The organism is Kribbella lupini (genome assembly GCF_039529595.1).
Taxonomy (GTDB): domain Bacteria; phylum Actinomycetota; class Actinomycetes; order Propionibacteriales; family Kribbellaceae; genus Kribbella; species Kribbella lupini.
Window position 1 is genome coordinate 311,436 of sequence record NZ_BAAANC010000004.1, and the last position, 14,349, is coordinate 325,784.

Genomic DNA, 14,349 nt, shown 5'->3' on the forward strand with positions numbered 1-14,349 from the left:
CTGGTGACGCCTGCACACCCCGGAGGCCGCTCGGAGCGCCAGGCTGGTTGTCATGGACCAGTCAGCTGTCATCACCGCCGAGCGGCTCGCCCGCCGCTTCGGCGGGAGGCCCGGCCACGAAGCCGTCCGCGGCATCGACCTCGCCGTACGGCGGGGAGAACTGTTCGCGCTGCTCGGCACCAACGGCGCCGGCAAGACCTCCGCGCTGGAGGTCCTGGCCGGCCTCGCGCCGCCGACCTCGGGAACCGTACGAGTACTCGGTCAGGACCCGTTCCGCTCGCGACGCCTGGTCCGATCCCGCATCGGGATCATGCTGCAGTCCCGGGGATTCGCGGCCGACCTGACCGTCGCCGAAACCGTCAGCACCTGGGCCGGCAGCCTGACCCGGCCGCGACCTCTCGGCGAGGCCCTGGATCTGGTCGGCCTCGCGACGCGCCGCAACGTCCGGATCCGGCAACTGTCGGGCGGTGAGCAGCAGCGCCTCGGACTGGCGCTCGCAATCCTCGGCAGGCCCGAGGTGCTCTTCCTCGACGAGCCGACAGCCGGACTCGACCCAGCCGCGCGCAAGCAGACCTGGGAGCTGATCTCCGACCTGCTGCTGTCCGGTACGACGGTACTGCTGACCACGCATCAGCTGATCGAGGCGTCCGCGCTGGCCGACCGCTTGGCGATCCTGCGCAACGGCCGGCTCGTCGGCCTCGGCACCCCCGAGCAACTCGCCGCCACCCGCCCCGCCCGGATCACCTTCCGCCTTCCCGCACCGGTCTCCCTCCCACACCTCCCGCAGGTAGTTGCCACCATCAACAGTTCCGGTGGCGTCGAGCTGGAAACCCAAGACCTGCAAGCCACTCTGACCGAGGTCCTCACCTGGGCGCATCAACAAGACCTCCACCTGGGCGACCTCACCGCCAGGCCCGCCTCATTCGAAGAGGCGTTCCTGGCCATCACCGGATCCTCCGAGGAGATCGCCGCATGACCCGGGTCGCCGCCGTCGGCAAAGCCGAAGGCATCCTGCTGCTGCGCAACGCGATGATGCTGCTCGTCGCCGTGGGAATCCCGGTCTTCACCGTGTTCACCGTGGCGACCTCGACCGCGCGGACCGCGCGGACGGGGGCCGAGCTGATCACCTCCGTCACCGTCGTCGGACTGATTCTGTTCGTCTACTACCAACTGGTGACCGCCTTGGTCGCCCGGCGCGAGGAACTCGTTCTCAAGCGGCTGCGGACCGGCGAGCTGTCCGACCTGGAGATCCTGGCCGGCGCCGCGGCCCCGTCGGTGGTCATCGCCTGGGCCCAGATCCTGCTCACCACGGTGGCCGCCGCGGTGTGGTTCACGCTCGACGCGCCGGTGAATCTCCTCCTGGTGCTCATCGCCATCCTGCTCGGAACACTCGTCGTCGTCCTGCTGGCGGCGGCCAGTACTGCGTTCGCTCCGACGGTCGACGCGGCGCAACTGGTGACCGCGCCGGTGATGGTCGTCGCGCTGACGTTCAGCGGGCTCTACCTGCCGCTGAGCGGTCCGATGGAGTACGTCGGTCGGGCACTGCCGCTCACTCCGGTCGTGGACCTTCTCCGACTCGGCCTGTCGGGTACCACTCCGGACGGCGGCACGGTGGGGTTCGCGGCGTCGTTCACTCACGCCGTACCGGCTGTGCTGGTGCTCCTGGCATGGGTGCTAATCGGAGGGTGGGCGACACGTCGCTGGTTCCGTTGGGAGCCGCGTCGGTGACAGGCTGGCGCCCATGACCCCTGTCGGACGGTGGTGGAGCGACCTCAGTCGCGCCGAGCGTTTCGACGTCAGCCTGCGGTGGCCGTTGTACGCGCTGATCGTGGTGGAGCCGTTGCTCGCGCTGCTGCTGCTCCTCTCCGCGGCGGAACCGGCAGGACTTCGGATGATCGGCTTCCTGGTGCTGGCGGTCGCGCACGCGGTGGTCGGTCTTCTGCTCCTCCGGGCCGGAATTGCCGCCTACCTGGGCGGCGCACCGCTGAGTCGGCGGATGGTTGCTCTCGGCGCCGGTCTGGGAGTGCTCGGCGTACTGGTGTCGCCGGACCGAGCGCTCGGCCTGGCGGTGATGGGCGGCGCTTTGACCCTCGCCCTCACCCCTGTGGTCTGGTTGTCGGCGTTGTTCGGACTGGTGGTGGTCGGGGCTGGGCTGGTTGGCCTGCTTGGGGGTGACGTTGCCGGAGGGTTCAGCTACCTCTACGGCGTCGCGCTGCTGACCTTCACCTGCCGCATCTCGGTGTGGATGCTGAAGCTGGGCTGGGAGATCGACAAGTCCCGGGAGGTCAGCGCGCAGCTCGCGGTCGCCCAGGAGCGCCTCCGCTTCGCCCGCGACCTCCACGACGCGCTCGGCCGCAACCTGTCGCTGGTCGCCGTCCAGAGCGAACTGGCCGCGCGGCTGGCCGAGCGCGGCGACGCCAGTGCCGCCGACCAGATGCTCGACGTACGCCGAATCGCCCACGAGTCGCTGCGCGAGATGCGCGCGGTCGTCGGCGGATACCGAGCCACAGACCTCGGCACCGAACTGGCCGGCGCTCAGTCGGTCCTCCGATCAGCAGGCATCACCTGCCGAGTCATCGGCGACGGCTCCACCCTCCCGCCCGCCACCCAGACCGCGCTGGCGTGGGTAGTCCTGGAGGCCACGACCAACGTCCTCCGCCACAGCCAGGCCACCACCTGCAAGATCGAGCTGGAAGCCGACAAGGAAGCTGTTGTACTGCGAGTGTCGAACGACGGGGTTGGTCAGGCGTCGACAGCTGAAGGAACTGGACTGGTCGGGTTGCGGGAACGGTTGGCGGGAGTGGCGGGCACTTTGACTGTGGACATGCCTTCGGGGTGGTTCGTCCTGCAGGCGCGATTGCCGGGGGTCGCGTGATTCGGCTGCTGCTCGCGGACGACGAGAACTTGATCCGCTCGGCACTCGCGGCCTTGCTCTCGCTGGAGGACGACCTCGAGGTCGTCGCCCAGGCGGCTTCCGCGAGCGAAGCGGTGGCGATGGCGCGCTTGCATCGCCCGGACGTCGCCGTACTGGATCTGCAGATGCCAAGCCTGCCCGGTTCGACAACCGGCGGCATCGGCGTCATCGAGAAACTCCGCGAGGACCTCCCGGACTGCGGCACCCTGATCGTCACCGGCCACGGCCGCCCAGGCCACCTCAAGCAAGCCCTGGCCGCCGGCGCCCGCGGCTTCCTCCCGAAGACCGTCTCCGCGCAGGTCCTGGCCGACGTCATCCGCACCGTCCACACCGGCGGCCGCTACGTCGACCCCGAACTCGCCGCCGAAGCCATCAGCTCCGGCGACAGCCCTCTCACCGCCCGCGAAGCCGACGTCCTGGAGTTGGCCGCCGACGGCGCCCCCGTCGAGGAGATCGCCCGCCGAGCCGCCCTCTCCCCCGGCACTGTCCGCAACTACTTGTCGTCAGCCGCCCACAAACTCGGTACGACGAACCGCCACGAAGCAGTCCAGGTCGCCCGCACCCACGGCTGGATCTAACGTGGGTGACCCGCCGCCCCGCTCCCCCACCGACGATCTAGCGCACCCCGGACGCCCTACGCGGGCCCCTGGGACGCCGCACACCGCACACCGGACAGCAGCGGTCAAGCCCCGAACGGGACGCCCGGCCCGGTTCGCTCCGCCGCGGCGCTTGAGCGCACCGCACCGCGCACCGCGCACCGCGCACCGCGCACCGCGCACCGCGCCCAAGGCGTACGACGACCGCCCCGCCGACCAACAGGCCATTTGATGGGTTAACCCCCGGCGTTGGGGGTTCGCGGTGCTCATGCGATGGGCCAACCCGCAACGCCAGGGGTTAACCCGTCACATTGCGCAGCGCAGCCCGACGGGATGGGTGCGGAGGCGGATGACGCCTGCGGCGTGCGGACGACGCGCGCGGGGCGAGGCGTGCGGGGCGACGCGTGCGGGGGCAACGCGTGCAGGGGGCAACGCGTGCGGGGGCAACGCGTGCGGGGGCAACGCGTGCGGGGGCAACGTGTGCAGGAGGCGACGCGTGCGCTGAGCCCGGTCCCGCGACCGGGCTCAGCGCACGGCGTACCGGACGAAGTCGACGACCTTGCGGTAGCCGATCCGCGCGTAGATCTTGTTGGACGTCGGATTCGCGAGGTCGGTGAACAAGCACGCCTGATCTCCGGCGTCCAGGATCTCCCGCGTGACGTGCGCCGTCAGCGCGCCGGCGTACCCGTTGCCGCGCTCCTCCGGCGGCGTGTAAACCGACCCGATTCGCGAAGCCCCGAACACCCCGCCGTTGTGCGCGGCCATGCTGACCACTCGGCCGTCGTACTCCCAGACCCACAGGCGGCTCAGCCTGATGCGGTCGCTGGCCCAGCGTTCCTCCTCCTCAAGGGTGATCCGGGCACCGATGGCATCGCCGAAGCCGCCGATCATCCGGGTGACGGCAGCGAGGTCCGCCTCGGCCGCGAGCCGCGCATGGCCCGGCGCCTCCAGCGGAGTGAAGTCGACCAGCTTGTGCAGCCGGGTCGTCCGGTCCTCGGCGAACTGCTTGCCCAGCTTCTCGGCGTACTGCGAAGCGAAGGCCGATGTCACCTCCGGCACACCCTCGACGAACTTCACCTCGGCGCCGGACTCGATCACCGCCGCGAGCACGGGCGGCAGATACTCGGAATCCAGCGCGCCGAGCATCACGCCGCGCATCGCGGTGCAGCACACGACCCCGACCACTTCGTCGTCCTGGTGAACCGAGGCGAACACCGGTGGCGCCGGGTCGTACAGCAGGTTGTCGATCCGGCCCTGGATGTTGCTGATCAGCACCGAGTTGAGCACCGGATCGCTGCGCAGGAAGGGAAAAGCCACCCCCTTGAAAGCGCTTGGATCCCCGGTGACCCGGACCTTCATCGATCGAAGGTGAGATCGACGAAGTCGGCCAGCGGTTTGTACCCGGCGAGGCGGTAGATCTTGTTCGACGTCGAGTTCGCCAGATCGGTGAACAAGCACGCCTGGTTCCCCGCCGCCAGGATCACACCCGTGACGTACGCCGTCAGCGCTCCCGCGTACCCGTTCCGCCGGAACTCGTCCGGCGTGTAGACCGGCCCTACCCGGCACACCCCGAAGATCGGCAGGTGGTGGCCGACCATGCTCACCGGCGTACTGTCGTCCTCCCAGAACCACAGCGCCCCGTCGGCGATCTTCCGCTCCGCCCAGACCAGGTTGCTGCCCTCGATCTCGTCGTCGAAGTCGATCGAGATCCACTCGGCCGCGAGCTGCGCCTCGTCCTCGGTCGCGGGCCGCGGACCGCCCTCGGCCTGCAGCCGGAGCAGCTCGTCCAGCTTGTGCAGCCTCGTCCCGCGCGTCTGAGTCGCCCCGACGCCCCGTAGCTCGGTCCAGCGGCTCATGAACGCGTCGGTCGCCTCACGAGTGCCTGACACGCCGCGGGCCTCCGGGACCTTCTCGGCGTAGACCTCGGCGACCGCGCCGGCGTACTGCGGCTCCAGAGCGCCGAGGTAGACCGGCCGATTCGGCGTGCGCATCGCCGCGCCGACCACCTCGCCGGTCTCGTCGTGGACCGAGACGAAGACCGAGTCGCCCTCCTCCGGGCGGTAGCTGCCCTCGGCGCGCTGCTCGACGTTGCTCAGGATGATGGTGTGCAGCACGGGATCCCTTTCCAGGAAGGGAAACACCGTGGCCCTGAATTCGGCCGGATCGTCGGTCACGCGCATCGTCATGGGCCAAACCTAGTCGCGCCCACCGACAACGCGGCGCGAATTACACTGCGTCTCATGTCCACCACGCGGTTGTTGCTGCTCGGCGTAGTCCGGATCTTCCAGCCGGCCTACGGCTACCAGCTGCGCCGCGAGCTGCTCACCTGGAACGTGCAGCAGTGGGCGAACATCAACCCCGGCTCGATCTACACCGGCCTGCGCACGCTCGCCAAGCACGGTTTCCTGGAGGAGCTCGCCGAGGGCAAGGGCTACAAACCCGGCCGTACGTCGTACAAGCTGACCGCCGACGGCGAGACCGAGTACTTCTCGCTGCTCCGCCAGGCGCTGTGGACGGTCGACGGCTTCCAGCCCGGCCTGATGCAGGCGTCCCTGAGCTTCCTGTGGTCCCTCAAACGCGACGAGGTCGTCGCCGCCCTGGAGTCCCGGATCGTCCAACTCGAGCAGCACGAGAAGGCCGCGCCGTTCAACGAACGCCAGATCCTCCAGGACCCCGGTACGCCCAACCACGTCGTCGAGATGTTCCGCATCGCCGTCGCCCGCGACCGCGGCGAACTCGAGTGGACCCGCTCCTTCCGCGCCCGGGTCCTCGCCGGCGAGTACTCCTTCGCCGGCGAACTCCCCGACTGGATCCCCGGCCCCGAAGCCGCCGAACAGTGGCGCAACCTGCCTGAACCACCCGACTGACAAAGCTGCGGCAGTTACGCCGTCCTCCGCAAGAAACGCAGCCGCTCCGCGGCCAGATGCCGGACGCGCCGCGTCCGTCCTGATTGACTCAACAGCTCCAAAACCCCTGGCGAAGTTGATTCCTCGGACGCTCGACGCTGCAGCCAGTCAGACCATTCGGAAATCTGGTCAGGCGCGAAGGATTGTTCCATCCCCAGCTCACCACTCGCTGCCTCCAGAATCCGAATTTCCCGCAGGCGCAGACTGACCAACGGATGCTCGTCCCGCACCGTCATCCTGTCGACCCAGACAACCCTCTCGGCCGCCGGCACTCGTTCCAGCATCTTCAGGACCAACGACGTGGCGATCGACGGATCCGGCTCTGCTGCAACGAACTCCAGGAGCCGACCCCACTCGACCGGCGAATCCATCATCCGACGGTAAACATCCCAGCGCGCATGCCCGCTGGACAGGTCGAGGTTTTCGCCACCGGTACGACGAGCAACAGGAACGTACTCGAGCAGCGCAGGCATCGACGGGTGGTCGGAGCCCTCCATCGTCATGATCGCCCGCTTTCCGACAGTGTCGCCGAGCCAAGCCATGAACCGCTCGACGGCACCGAACGATGCCTGGTCGGTCACATTGTCGGGGTGAAACGTGAACTCGATCTCGGAGACCTCGAAGAAGTAGCAGGTGAACCAGGTCCCATCGACGGCGATCGCCAGCGTCGCTGACTCCTGTCCGTCGAGATCAAGCTCCTCGAACAACCTCCCCGCTACCTCGAACACCTCCGCCGACGGCTCGGGGAGCGTCGTCGTGAACGACACCTCCCATCCGCAGGACGGCAGCGCCGAGATCAACCGCTGCCAGTCCCCGAGAGCGGCGTCCAGGACGCACACGTCCCGCAACGCCCCGTCCACCACGAAGTGGTCAGCCCGGTATCGCATCCTGTCTCCGCTCCTCGCTCCACCCCGTGGAGGCTCTCACAACCAGCGCTCCCTCTAGCCTCGAATTCAATGTTGACTATTCAAGATTGACCATCCATGCTGGGCGGCATGATGATCGAAGCTCGCGGACTTGTCCGCACCTTCAAGACCAAGCGCGGGCCGGTGCAGGCTGTGCAGGGAGTAGATCTGGACGTGGCTGACGGGGAGATCGTCGGCTTTCTGGGGCCGAACGGGGCCGGTAAGACCACGACGATGCGGATGCTGGCGACGTTGATCACGCCGACCAGCGGGTCCGCGACGGTCGCCGGGTGCGACCTCGCTAAGGACCCGGTGGGCGTGCGTCGCCGGATCGGGTACGTGCCGCAGAGCGGCTCGACGTTGCCGGAGGCGGTGGCGGGGGACGAGGTCGTCGACCACGCCCGTCTGTACGGCGTGAGCAAGGCGAAGGCGATCGCCGACGGGCAGCGGCTGTTCGAGGAGCTCGACCTGCCGGGGCTGTGGCGGCGGCAGTGCAAGACGCTGTCCGGCGGGCAGCGGCGCCGGCTGGACATCGTGATGGGGCTGATCCACGACCCGAAGCTGATCTTTCTGGACGAGCCGACCACCGGGCTCGACCCGCAGGCGCGGGCCAACCTCTGGGAGCACATCCGCGGCCTGCGGGACCGCGGCGCCACGATCTTCCTGACCACCCACTACCTCGACGAGGCCGACGCCCTCTGCGACCGGATCCTGGTCATCGACCACGGCCGGATCGTCGGCGCCGGTACGCCGGAAGCGTTGAAGCAGCAGGTCTCGGGGGACGCCGTCCGGCTCCGCCTCGCCGACCACGCCGGGGGCCGCGCCGACGCCGGCGCCGGCGGTTCGCGGCGTACGAACGTGACCGAGACGGTGATCCGGATCGTCGAGAAGCTGGATGGGGCGATTGAGGTCGAGGCAGTCGCCGACGGAGTGAACTTCCGGATCCCCCGCGGCGGCTCCGTGCTGCCCGGGCTGCTCCGGCAGATCGATGCCGTGGGCATCGAGTTGGACGGTGTCGAGGTGCACCGGCCGACGCTCGACGACGTGTTCCTGACGATGACCGGGCGGTCGCTGCGCGACGACAGCCCGGCGCCGGCCGACGAGCCGGAGAAGCAGAAGGAGGCCGTGGCGTGACCGTGCTCCAGGAGACCTGGATCGTCTTCCACCGGCAGATGCGGCTGTCGCTGCGCAACCCGATGTGGTCGATCCTGATGCTCAGCCAGCCGTTGCTGTACCTGTTCCTGTTCGGCCCGCTGCTGAAGCCGATCACCGCGCAGATCAGCCAGGGCGCGACCACCAACGCCTACCAGGTGTTCATCCCCGGCCTGATTGTGCAGCTCGGGATGTTCGGCGCGATGTTCGTCGGCTTCGGACTGATCGCGGAGTACCGGGCCGGCGTGATCGAGGCCGACCGGGTGACGCCGGCGTCACGGATGGCCCTGATGGCGGGACGCGTACTGCGCGACGTCGTCGTACTGGTGGTCCAGTCGGTGCTGCTGCTCGTCGTGTCGATCCCAATGGGCCTGCGGGCGCCGTGGGGTGGCGTGCTGCTGTCGCTGGTGATCGTGGCCCTGCTGGGCGCGACGTTCGCTTCGCTGTCGTACTCCGTGGCGCTGATCACCAAGAGCGAGGACGCGCTGGCCCCGCTGCTGAACGGGATCGCCATGCCGCTGCTGCTCCTGTCCGGCATCCTGCTGCCGATGCAGATCGGCCCGACCTGGCTGCAGCGGCTGTCGGACATCAGTCCGCTCAAGCACGTCGTCACCGGCGTACGGGCGCTGTTCCGCGGAGACATCTCCAGCAGCGCGTCGTTGTGGGGCCTGTTCTGGGTCGTCCTGCTCACCGCCGTCGGCCTGACGGTCGGCGCGCGGACGTTCAAGAAGGAATCCGCCTAGCGTTCATCGGCGCTTCTTCTGGGGCGGTTACGGTCCGGCCATGCGGGTTCCTTCACCATGGGTACGCGGAGTGGTGGGGAGTTGGGTCGTAGCCGCCTCGGCGCTGGCGACGTCGGTGGTACCGCAGTCGTCGTGGATGGCCGCGATGCCGTTGCGGGACTCGCTGGCCGGGCGGATGACCGGCCTGACGTTCCTGGTGTTCGGGCTGGGGCTGATGGTCTGGGCCTGGCTGGAGGTCGGCCGTGAGGTGCTGGCCGGCGTACGGCACCGGCTGATCCGGATGACCGTGCTCTGGAGCCTGCCGCTGCTGCTGGCGCCTCCACTGTTCAGCCGGGATGCGTGGAGCTACGCCGCGCAGGGCGCCTTGGTCGCCAAGGGTTTCGACCCCTACACGGTCGGCCCGGCTGCCCTGTCCGGCCGCGTGGTCGAGGCGGTCGACCCGATGTGGATGAACACACCAGCGCCGTACGGGCCGATCCCTCTGGCGTACGGCGGCCTGGCAGCTCAGGTCACCGACAACCCGTACGTCCTCATGCTCGCCCACCGCGGCCTGGCCCTGCTCGGCATCGTCCTGATCGCCTGGGCCGTCCCCAAGATCGCCGTAGCCTGCCGGGTCGACCCGAGCGTCGCCACCTGGCTGGTGGTCGCCAACCCGGTCCTCATCACCCACGGGCTCGGCGCAGCGCACAACGACGTCCTGATGCTCGGTCTGGCCTGCTCCGCCTTCGCCGTAGCCCTCACTGGTCGATGGGGCACGGCAGCAGTCATCGCCGGCACCGCTGCGGCAGTCAAAGCGCCAGGTGGCCTGGTGGTGATCGCCATCGCCGCAGTGATGAGTCCGCTGGCCGGCAGAGCTCTGCAACGCCTGGCCAGCCTTGCTATCGCCGGTGTGGTGTCAGTGCTGACCCTGGTGACCGTCGGAGAGTTGACGGGCATCGGCTCCGGCTGGCTCAACGCCCTGGACGTCCCTGGTCTAGTGATGTCTCCACTGTCGATCGCCAACCTGATCGGGCTGGGCACTTCCGGCGTACTGAACTGGCTAGGTGCGGAGGACGCGGCTCAGCAAGCCCTGCAACTCATCCGGCTGCTCGGCATCCTCACGGCGCTCGGACTGATCGCCGTACTCGGTCTGCGCTCGCACATCCACCAGGCGGCCCGTGCGGTCGGCGTAGCCATGCTGGCCGTCGTACTGCTCGGGCCGACGGCGCACGACTGGTACTTCCTGTGGTGCCTGCCGTTCCTGGCCGTGGCACGTCCCGGCCGTCGCCTGATGACGGCACTGGTCGGCGTCAGCATGATCCTGACGATCGCCGCACCGCTCAACTCGTCGCTGCGCGGTGCGGTGATCCCCATCCTCGTGACGACCTCGCTGGTACTGGTGGTCGTCGGCACGCTGCTCGGCCGACTCCGCACCCTCCAGCCGGCTAGAGCGCCGCGTTCACCGCGGCCTGCAGTTCCTGATGCAGCGTTGTCGGCCGTGGCAGCCGTACCTCCACCACATCCACACCCGCAACAGTCCTGACCAGTGCGGCCCGCAGTTCGTCGGCCGTCGTGACCAGCGTGTACGGCGTACCGGTCGCTGCAGCCAGCGCGCCGAAGTCCGTCCCGTGCGGGGTCCCGAAGACCCGCTCGAAGTCGGTCGTCCCGGCCTGCTCCAGTGTCGAGAAGATCCCGCCACCGTTGTCGTTCACCACGACGATCCGCAGGTCCGGCCGCGCCTCGGCCGGGCCGATCACGAGCCCGGTGAAGTCGTGCAGGAAGGCCAGGTCGCCGATCAGCGCGTACGTCGCGCCGGCGTTCGCCAGCGCCGCACCGACCGCCGTCGAGATCGTCCCGTCGATGCCCGCGAGCCCTCGGTTGGCCACCGTGCGGATCGGTACGACGGGCGCGAGGTCCAAGTCGCGCACCGGGTTCGACGACGCCACGACGAGCATCCCGTCGGCGCCCACAGCCTCACCGACGATCGCCGCGATGCCCGGGCCGGTCAGCTCACCAGCGAGCAGCTTGTCGATCGCCGGTCGCGCCAGCTGGTCGGCCTGCTGCCAGCGGGCGAGCCAGTCGGTGCTGTCGGCACCGGTGATCTCCAGGCCGGTCAGCACGGTCGCAGCACGTCGTACGGCGTCCGGCCAGGAGCCGGTCGGTGCGACCACGACGACCTCGACGTCCGGGCGGCCCAGCAGCTTGGTGATCGGCCGGGACAGCGTCGGGTGGCCGAACACGATCACGCGCTCGATCTCGTCCGCCAGCTTCGTTGCTCCGAGCAACAACCGGTACGCCGGGATCACCGAAGGACCGATCCGGGCGCGGCTCGACGGCTCGGCGAACAGCGGCCAGTTCCCCGCCTCCGCGGCGAGCCGGGCCGCCTGGGAAGCGCCGTCTCCGGCGACCACGACGGTCTTCGGACCGGGCGAGAGTGACGACGGCTGACCACCAGCAGCCCGCACACTCGTCCACGGCCCACTGGTCCGGCCGTCCAGCGACTCCGGCCAGTCCGGGCCGTCGGTCGGTACCAGCGGCTCGGTGAACGAGCAGTTGAGCTGGACCGGCCCAGGATCGTTGCTGCGCACTCCCACGGCTGCTGCCACCGCTCGCGAGACCTGCGACCGCCAGTACGCGACCTGGCCGACCTCCTGTCGCGGCACGCCCATCTCGTGGAACAGCCGCACCGCACCGCCGAACACCTTCAGCTGGTCGGTGGTCTGATTCGCACCACTCCCCCGCAGCTCCGGCGGCCGGTCCGCACTCAGCACGATCAGCGGCAGCCCGCTGTGCGACGCCTCCAGTACGGCGGGGTGCAGGTTGACCACCGCCGTACCGGACGTGGTGACCACCGGCACCGGCAGACCGGTCCCACGGATCAGTCCGATCGCCAGGAAGCCCGCCGTACGCTCGTCGATCCGTACGTGCAGGCGCAGCCGGCCCTCGCGGTCGGCAGCAGCCAGCGCCATCGCCAGCGGCGCACTGCGCGAGCCGGGAGCGAGCACGACCTCTCGGACGCCGCACCTGATCAGCTCGTCGACGACCACCGTCGCGAACGCAGTGGACGGGTTCATCCCTGACTTCCCTTCAGCTGTTGAACTCTGGCCAGCCGTGCTTCCCAGCTGGCTGTCGTGTCCGGCGATGCGGTCGCAGCAGCCAGCAGTGCTGGGTCGGGGGTGAGGCGCTTGACCGGCAGGAACCCGTCGACCGGCAGCAACGGCTCGCTGACCACCTCCTGAGTGAACATGGCCACGGTCGCCAGTCCGCACGCGTACGGCAGCTCCGGCAACGCAGCGGCCAGCGCTACCCCTGCGGCGATGCCCACCGACGTCTCCAGCGCCGACGAAACCACCACCGGCAGTCCGATCTGTTCGGCGATCTCCAGGCACGCCCGGACGCCACCGATCGGCTGCACCTTCAGTACGGCGACGTCGGCCGCCTCCAGCTCCCGGACCCGTAGCGGGTCTTCGGCCCGCCGGATCGACTCGTCCGCGGCGACCAGTACGTCGGTACGCCGTCGTACCAGCGCCAGGTCCTCCACCGTCCAGCACGGCTGCTCGACGTACTCGAGGTCGAACCGCGACAGCTCCTTCAGGGCCTTGAGCGCCTCGTCGACCGACCAACCGCCGTTGGCGTCGATCCGGACCCGGCCGTCGGGGCCCAGCGCGTTCCGGACCGCCTCGACCCTGGCCAGGTCGTCGGCCAGCGTCTGGCCGGGCTCAGCGACCTTCACCTTCGCCGTACGGCAGCCGGAGGCCCGGACGATCTCGGCGGCTCGCTCCGGTCCCAGCGCCGGAACTGTGCAGTTCACCGGGATCTGCTGCCGGAGCGGCTCGGGCCAGCCGTCGACAGCGGCCTCCTCCGCAGCGCGCAGCCAGGAGACGCAGGTGGCGTCGTCGTAGTCCAGGAACGGGCTCCACTCGGCCCAGCCGGCCGGGCCCTCGAACAGCATGCCCTCGCGGACGGTGATCCCGCGGAACTTGTTCTTGAGGCCCAGCGAGTAGGTGATCACCGCACACCGTCCAGCAACCGCTGCCGGTCCACCTTGCCCGAGCCGAGCATCGGCAGCTCGTCCAGCCGGACCAGCTCACGCGGAGCCCAGGTGCGCGGCAGTGTCTCGGCCACATGGTCCCTCAGGGCTTCCAGCTCAGCAGTGCCGACCACGAAGGCCACTACCCGGCTGCCCCACTCTTGGTCGGGCACACCGAGTACGACGGCATCAGCCACGTCCGGATGCTCCAGCAGCCGCGCCTGCACCGCAGTGAGCGTCACGTTGACCCCACCGGAGATCACCACGTCGTCCAACCGGCCGACCACCTCCAGCCGCCCGTCGACGAACCGGCCACGGTCCTGCGTCCGGAACCAGCCGTCCTGCAGCACCTCCTTGGTCAGCGCGGGCTGCAGCCGGTAGCCGGAGAACAGCGTCGGCCCCTTGATCAGGATGCGCCCGTCATCCAGCGCCAGCTCGGTCCCGTCGAGCGGCAGTCCGGCGTACACGCAGCCGCTGCCCGTCTCGGTCATCCCGTACGCCGGGATCGCCGTCACGCCCGCGGCCGCCGCCCGGGCCTTCAGCTCGGCTCCCATCGACGCACCGCCGATCACGATCGCGTCGAAGCTCCGCAGCGCGTCGGGCGCGGTGTCCAGGTAGCGGGTCAGCTGGGTCGGGACCATGGCGGTGTAGCGCCGGGCGCCGGTCATCGCTTCCGCCGCCGCCAGGTCGTCAGCCACCACCGGCGTCGTACCGGCCAGGAGGGAGCGAGTGAGGATTTGCAGCCCGCCGACGAAGTACGGCTTCATCGGGAGCAGCCACTGGCCCGGACCGCCGAGCCGGTCGTGCGTGGCCGTGGCCGAGGCGACCAGCGCGTCCCTGGACAGCAGCACGCCCTTCGGCTCACCGGACGACCCCGACGTGGTCAGTACGACGGCGCAGTCGTCCTCCAGCGGCTCGTCCGGCGCAGCTGCCCGGCGTACGCGCTCGGCAGCGGCCGGATCCGGGGGCACCGGGGCGAAGGGCTGACCGGTACCGTCCAGCACCTCGGACAGCGCGGCAAGGACGGCCTCAGGCGTGCCTGGCACCAGACGCAAACTAGACATACTCCGCTGAGCGTAGCCCCGACGCCCGTTCGCCGATCCGACGGCTGACAGAATCGCATT

At 69.5% G+C, this 14,349-nt stretch carries 14 protein-coding genes; 8 read left to right on the forward strand and 6 right to left on the reverse strand.

What is annotated here, in order from left to right; translation table 11 throughout:
* Positions 1 to 52: 52 nt before the first annotated feature.
* Genes ABD235_RS34585 through ABD235_RS34600 form a run of 4 tightly spaced genes read left to right on the forward strand, consistent with a single transcriptional unit; the run spans position 53 to position 3,492 of the window.
* Positions 53 to 976, forward strand: a complete 924-nt coding sequence (locus ABD235_RS34585) for an ABC transporter ATP-binding protein (protein WP_344181938.1) — start codon at positions 53 to 55, stop codon at positions 974 to 976.
* A complete protein-coding gene (locus tag ABD235_RS34590) occupies positions 973 to 1,728 on the forward strand; it encodes an ABC transporter permease (protein ID WP_344181940.1) in 756 nt (251 codons plus the stop codon). Before ABD235_RS34585 ends, ABD235_RS34590 begins: the two co-directional genes overlap by 4 nt.
* A gap of 13 nt (positions 1,729 to 1,741) precedes the next feature.
* Positions 1,742 to 2,875, forward strand: a complete 1,134-nt coding sequence (locus ABD235_RS34595; protein WP_344181942.1) for a sensor histidine kinase — start codon at positions 1,742 to 1,744, stop codon at positions 2,873 to 2,875.
* Positions 2,872 to 3,492, forward strand: coding sequence for a response regulator transcription factor (locus ABD235_RS34600; RefSeq protein WP_344181944.1), 621 nt, complete (start codon positions 2,872 to 2,874; stop codon positions 3,490 to 3,492). The genes ABD235_RS34595 and ABD235_RS34600 overlap by 4 nt, the downstream gene beginning before the upstream one ends.
* A 543-nt stretch (positions 3,493 to 4,035) precedes the next feature.
* Here the strand turns inward: ABD235_RS34600 and ABD235_RS34605 are convergent.
* The gene (locus ABD235_RS34605) at positions 4,036 to 4,869 is read right to left on the reverse strand and encodes a GNAT family N-acetyltransferase (protein ID WP_344181946.1); all 834 of its coding nucleotides are present in this window, start codon (positions 4,867 to 4,869) and stop codon (positions 4,036 to 4,038) included.
* Positions 4,866 to 5,696, reverse strand: a complete 831-nt coding sequence (locus ABD235_RS34610; RefSeq protein WP_344181948.1) for a GNAT family N-acetyltransferase — start codon at positions 5,694 to 5,696, stop codon at positions 4,866 to 4,868. Before ABD235_RS34610 ends, ABD235_RS34605 begins: the two co-directional genes overlap by 4 nt.
* 54 nt (positions 5,697 to 5,750) lie before the next feature.
* Here ABD235_RS34610 and ABD235_RS34615 point away from each other — a divergent pair, with 54 nt between their 5' ends.
* Entirely contained in the window at positions 5,751 to 6,377 is a 627-nt protein-coding gene (locus tag ABD235_RS34615; RefSeq protein ID WP_344181950.1) for a PadR family transcriptional regulator, read from the forward strand.
* A 14-nt stretch (positions 6,378 to 6,391) separates the two neighbouring features.
* Here ABD235_RS34615 and ABD235_RS34620 read toward each other — a convergent pair whose 3' ends face one another.
* Positions 6,392 to 7,303, reverse strand: coding sequence for a hypothetical protein (locus ABD235_RS34620; RefSeq protein ID WP_344181952.1), 912 nt, complete (start codon positions 7,301 to 7,303; stop codon positions 6,392 to 6,394).
* A 108-nt stretch (positions 7,304 to 7,411) separates the two neighbouring features.
* On the opposite strand from ABD235_RS34620, the gene ABD235_RS34625 reads away from it, so the two are divergent.
* Genes ABD235_RS34625 through mptB form a run of 3 tightly spaced genes read left to right on the forward strand, consistent with a single transcriptional unit; the run spans position 7,412 to position 10,738 of the window.
* Positions 7,412 to 8,455, forward strand: coding sequence for an ABC transporter ATP-binding protein (locus ABD235_RS34625; RefSeq protein WP_344181953.1), 1,044 nt, complete (start codon positions 7,412 to 7,414; stop codon positions 8,453 to 8,455).
* Entirely contained in the window at positions 8,452 to 9,216 is a 765-nt protein-coding gene (locus tag ABD235_RS34630) for an ABC transporter permease (protein WP_344181955.1), read from the forward strand. The genes ABD235_RS34625 and ABD235_RS34630 overlap by 4 nt, the downstream gene beginning before the upstream one ends.
* Before the next feature lie 40 nt (positions 9,217 to 9,256).
* On the forward strand, positions 9,257 to 10,738 hold the full coding sequence (gene mptB / locus ABD235_RS34635; RefSeq protein ID WP_344181957.1) for a polyprenol phosphomannose-dependent alpha 1,6 mannosyltransferase MptB: 1,482 nt from the start codon (positions 9,257 to 9,259) through the stop codon (positions 10,736 to 10,738).
* Here the strand turns inward: mptB and menD are convergent.
* From menD to menE, 3 genes are read right to left on the reverse strand one after another with little or no spacing between them, the layout of a single operon-like run.
* Positions 10,641 to 12,269 carry a 2-succinyl-5-enolpyruvyl-6-hydroxy-3-cyclohexene-1-carboxylic-acid synthase gene (menD, locus tag ABD235_RS34640; protein ID WP_344181959.1) on the reverse strand — a complete coding sequence of 543 codons (1,629 nt, stop codon included), beginning with the start codon at positions 12,267 to 12,269 and terminating at the stop codon, positions 10,641 to 10,643. The genes mptB and menD overlap by 98 nt on opposite strands.
* Positions 12,266 to 13,207: an o-succinylbenzoate synthase gene (locus ABD235_RS34645; RefSeq protein ID WP_344181961.1), complete on the reverse strand. Its 942-nt coding sequence runs from the start codon at positions 13,205 to 13,207 to the stop codon at positions 12,266 to 12,268. The genes menD and ABD235_RS34645 overlap by 4 nt, the downstream gene beginning before the upstream one ends.
* The gene (gene menE / locus ABD235_RS34650) at positions 13,204 to 14,271 is read right to left on the reverse strand and encodes an o-succinylbenzoate--CoA ligase (protein WP_344181963.1); all 1,068 of its coding nucleotides are present in this window, start codon (positions 14,269 to 14,271) and stop codon (positions 13,204 to 13,206) included. The genes ABD235_RS34645 and menE overlap by 4 nt, the downstream gene beginning before the upstream one ends.
* Between the last annotated feature and the right edge of the window lie 78 nt (positions 14,272 to 14,349).

What these genes read in the sequence shown, in the direction of transcription:
- ABD235_RS34610 (WP_344181948.1), bottom strand. Translation starts at nt 5,696, where the DNA reads ATGACGATGCGCGTGACCGACGATCCGGCCGAATTCAGGGCCACGGTG.
- ABD235_RS34590 (WP_344181940.1), top strand. Translation starts at nt 973, where the DNA reads ATGACCCGGGTCGCCGCCGTCGGCAAAGCCGAAGGCATCCTGCTGCTG.
- ABD235_RS34595 (WP_344181942.1), top strand. Translation starts at nt 1,742, where the DNA reads ATGACCCCTGTCGGACGGTGGTGGAGCGACCTCAGTCGCGCCGAGCGT.
- mptB (WP_344181957.1), top strand. Translation starts at nt 9,257, where the DNA reads ATGCGGGTTCCTTCACCATGGGTACGCGGAGTGGTGGGGAGTTGGGTC.
- menD (WP_344181959.1), bottom strand. Translation starts at nt 12,269, where the DNA reads ATGAACCCGTCCACTGCGTTCGCGACGGTGGTCGTCGACGAGCTGATC.
- ABD235_RS34625 (WP_344181953.1), top strand. Translation starts at nt 7,412, where the DNA reads ATGATGATCGAAGCTCGCGGACTTGTCCGCACCTTCAAGACCAAGCGC.
- ABD235_RS34605 (WP_344181946.1), bottom strand. Translation starts at nt 4,869, where the DNA reads ATGAAGGTCCGGGTCACCGGGGATCCAAGCGCTTTCAAGGGGGTGGCT.
- ABD235_RS34615 (WP_344181950.1), top strand. Translation starts at nt 5,751, where the DNA reads ATGTCCACCACGCGGTTGTTGCTGCTCGGCGTAGTCCGGATCTTCCAG.
- ABD235_RS34585 (WP_344181938.1), top strand. Translation starts at nt 53, where the DNA reads ATGGACCAGTCAGCTGTCATCACCGCCGAGCGGCTCGCCCGCCGCTTC.
- ABD235_RS34620 (WP_344181952.1), bottom strand. Translation starts at nt 7,303, where the DNA reads ATGCGATACCGGGCTGACCACTTCGTGGTGGACGGGGCGTTGCGGGAC.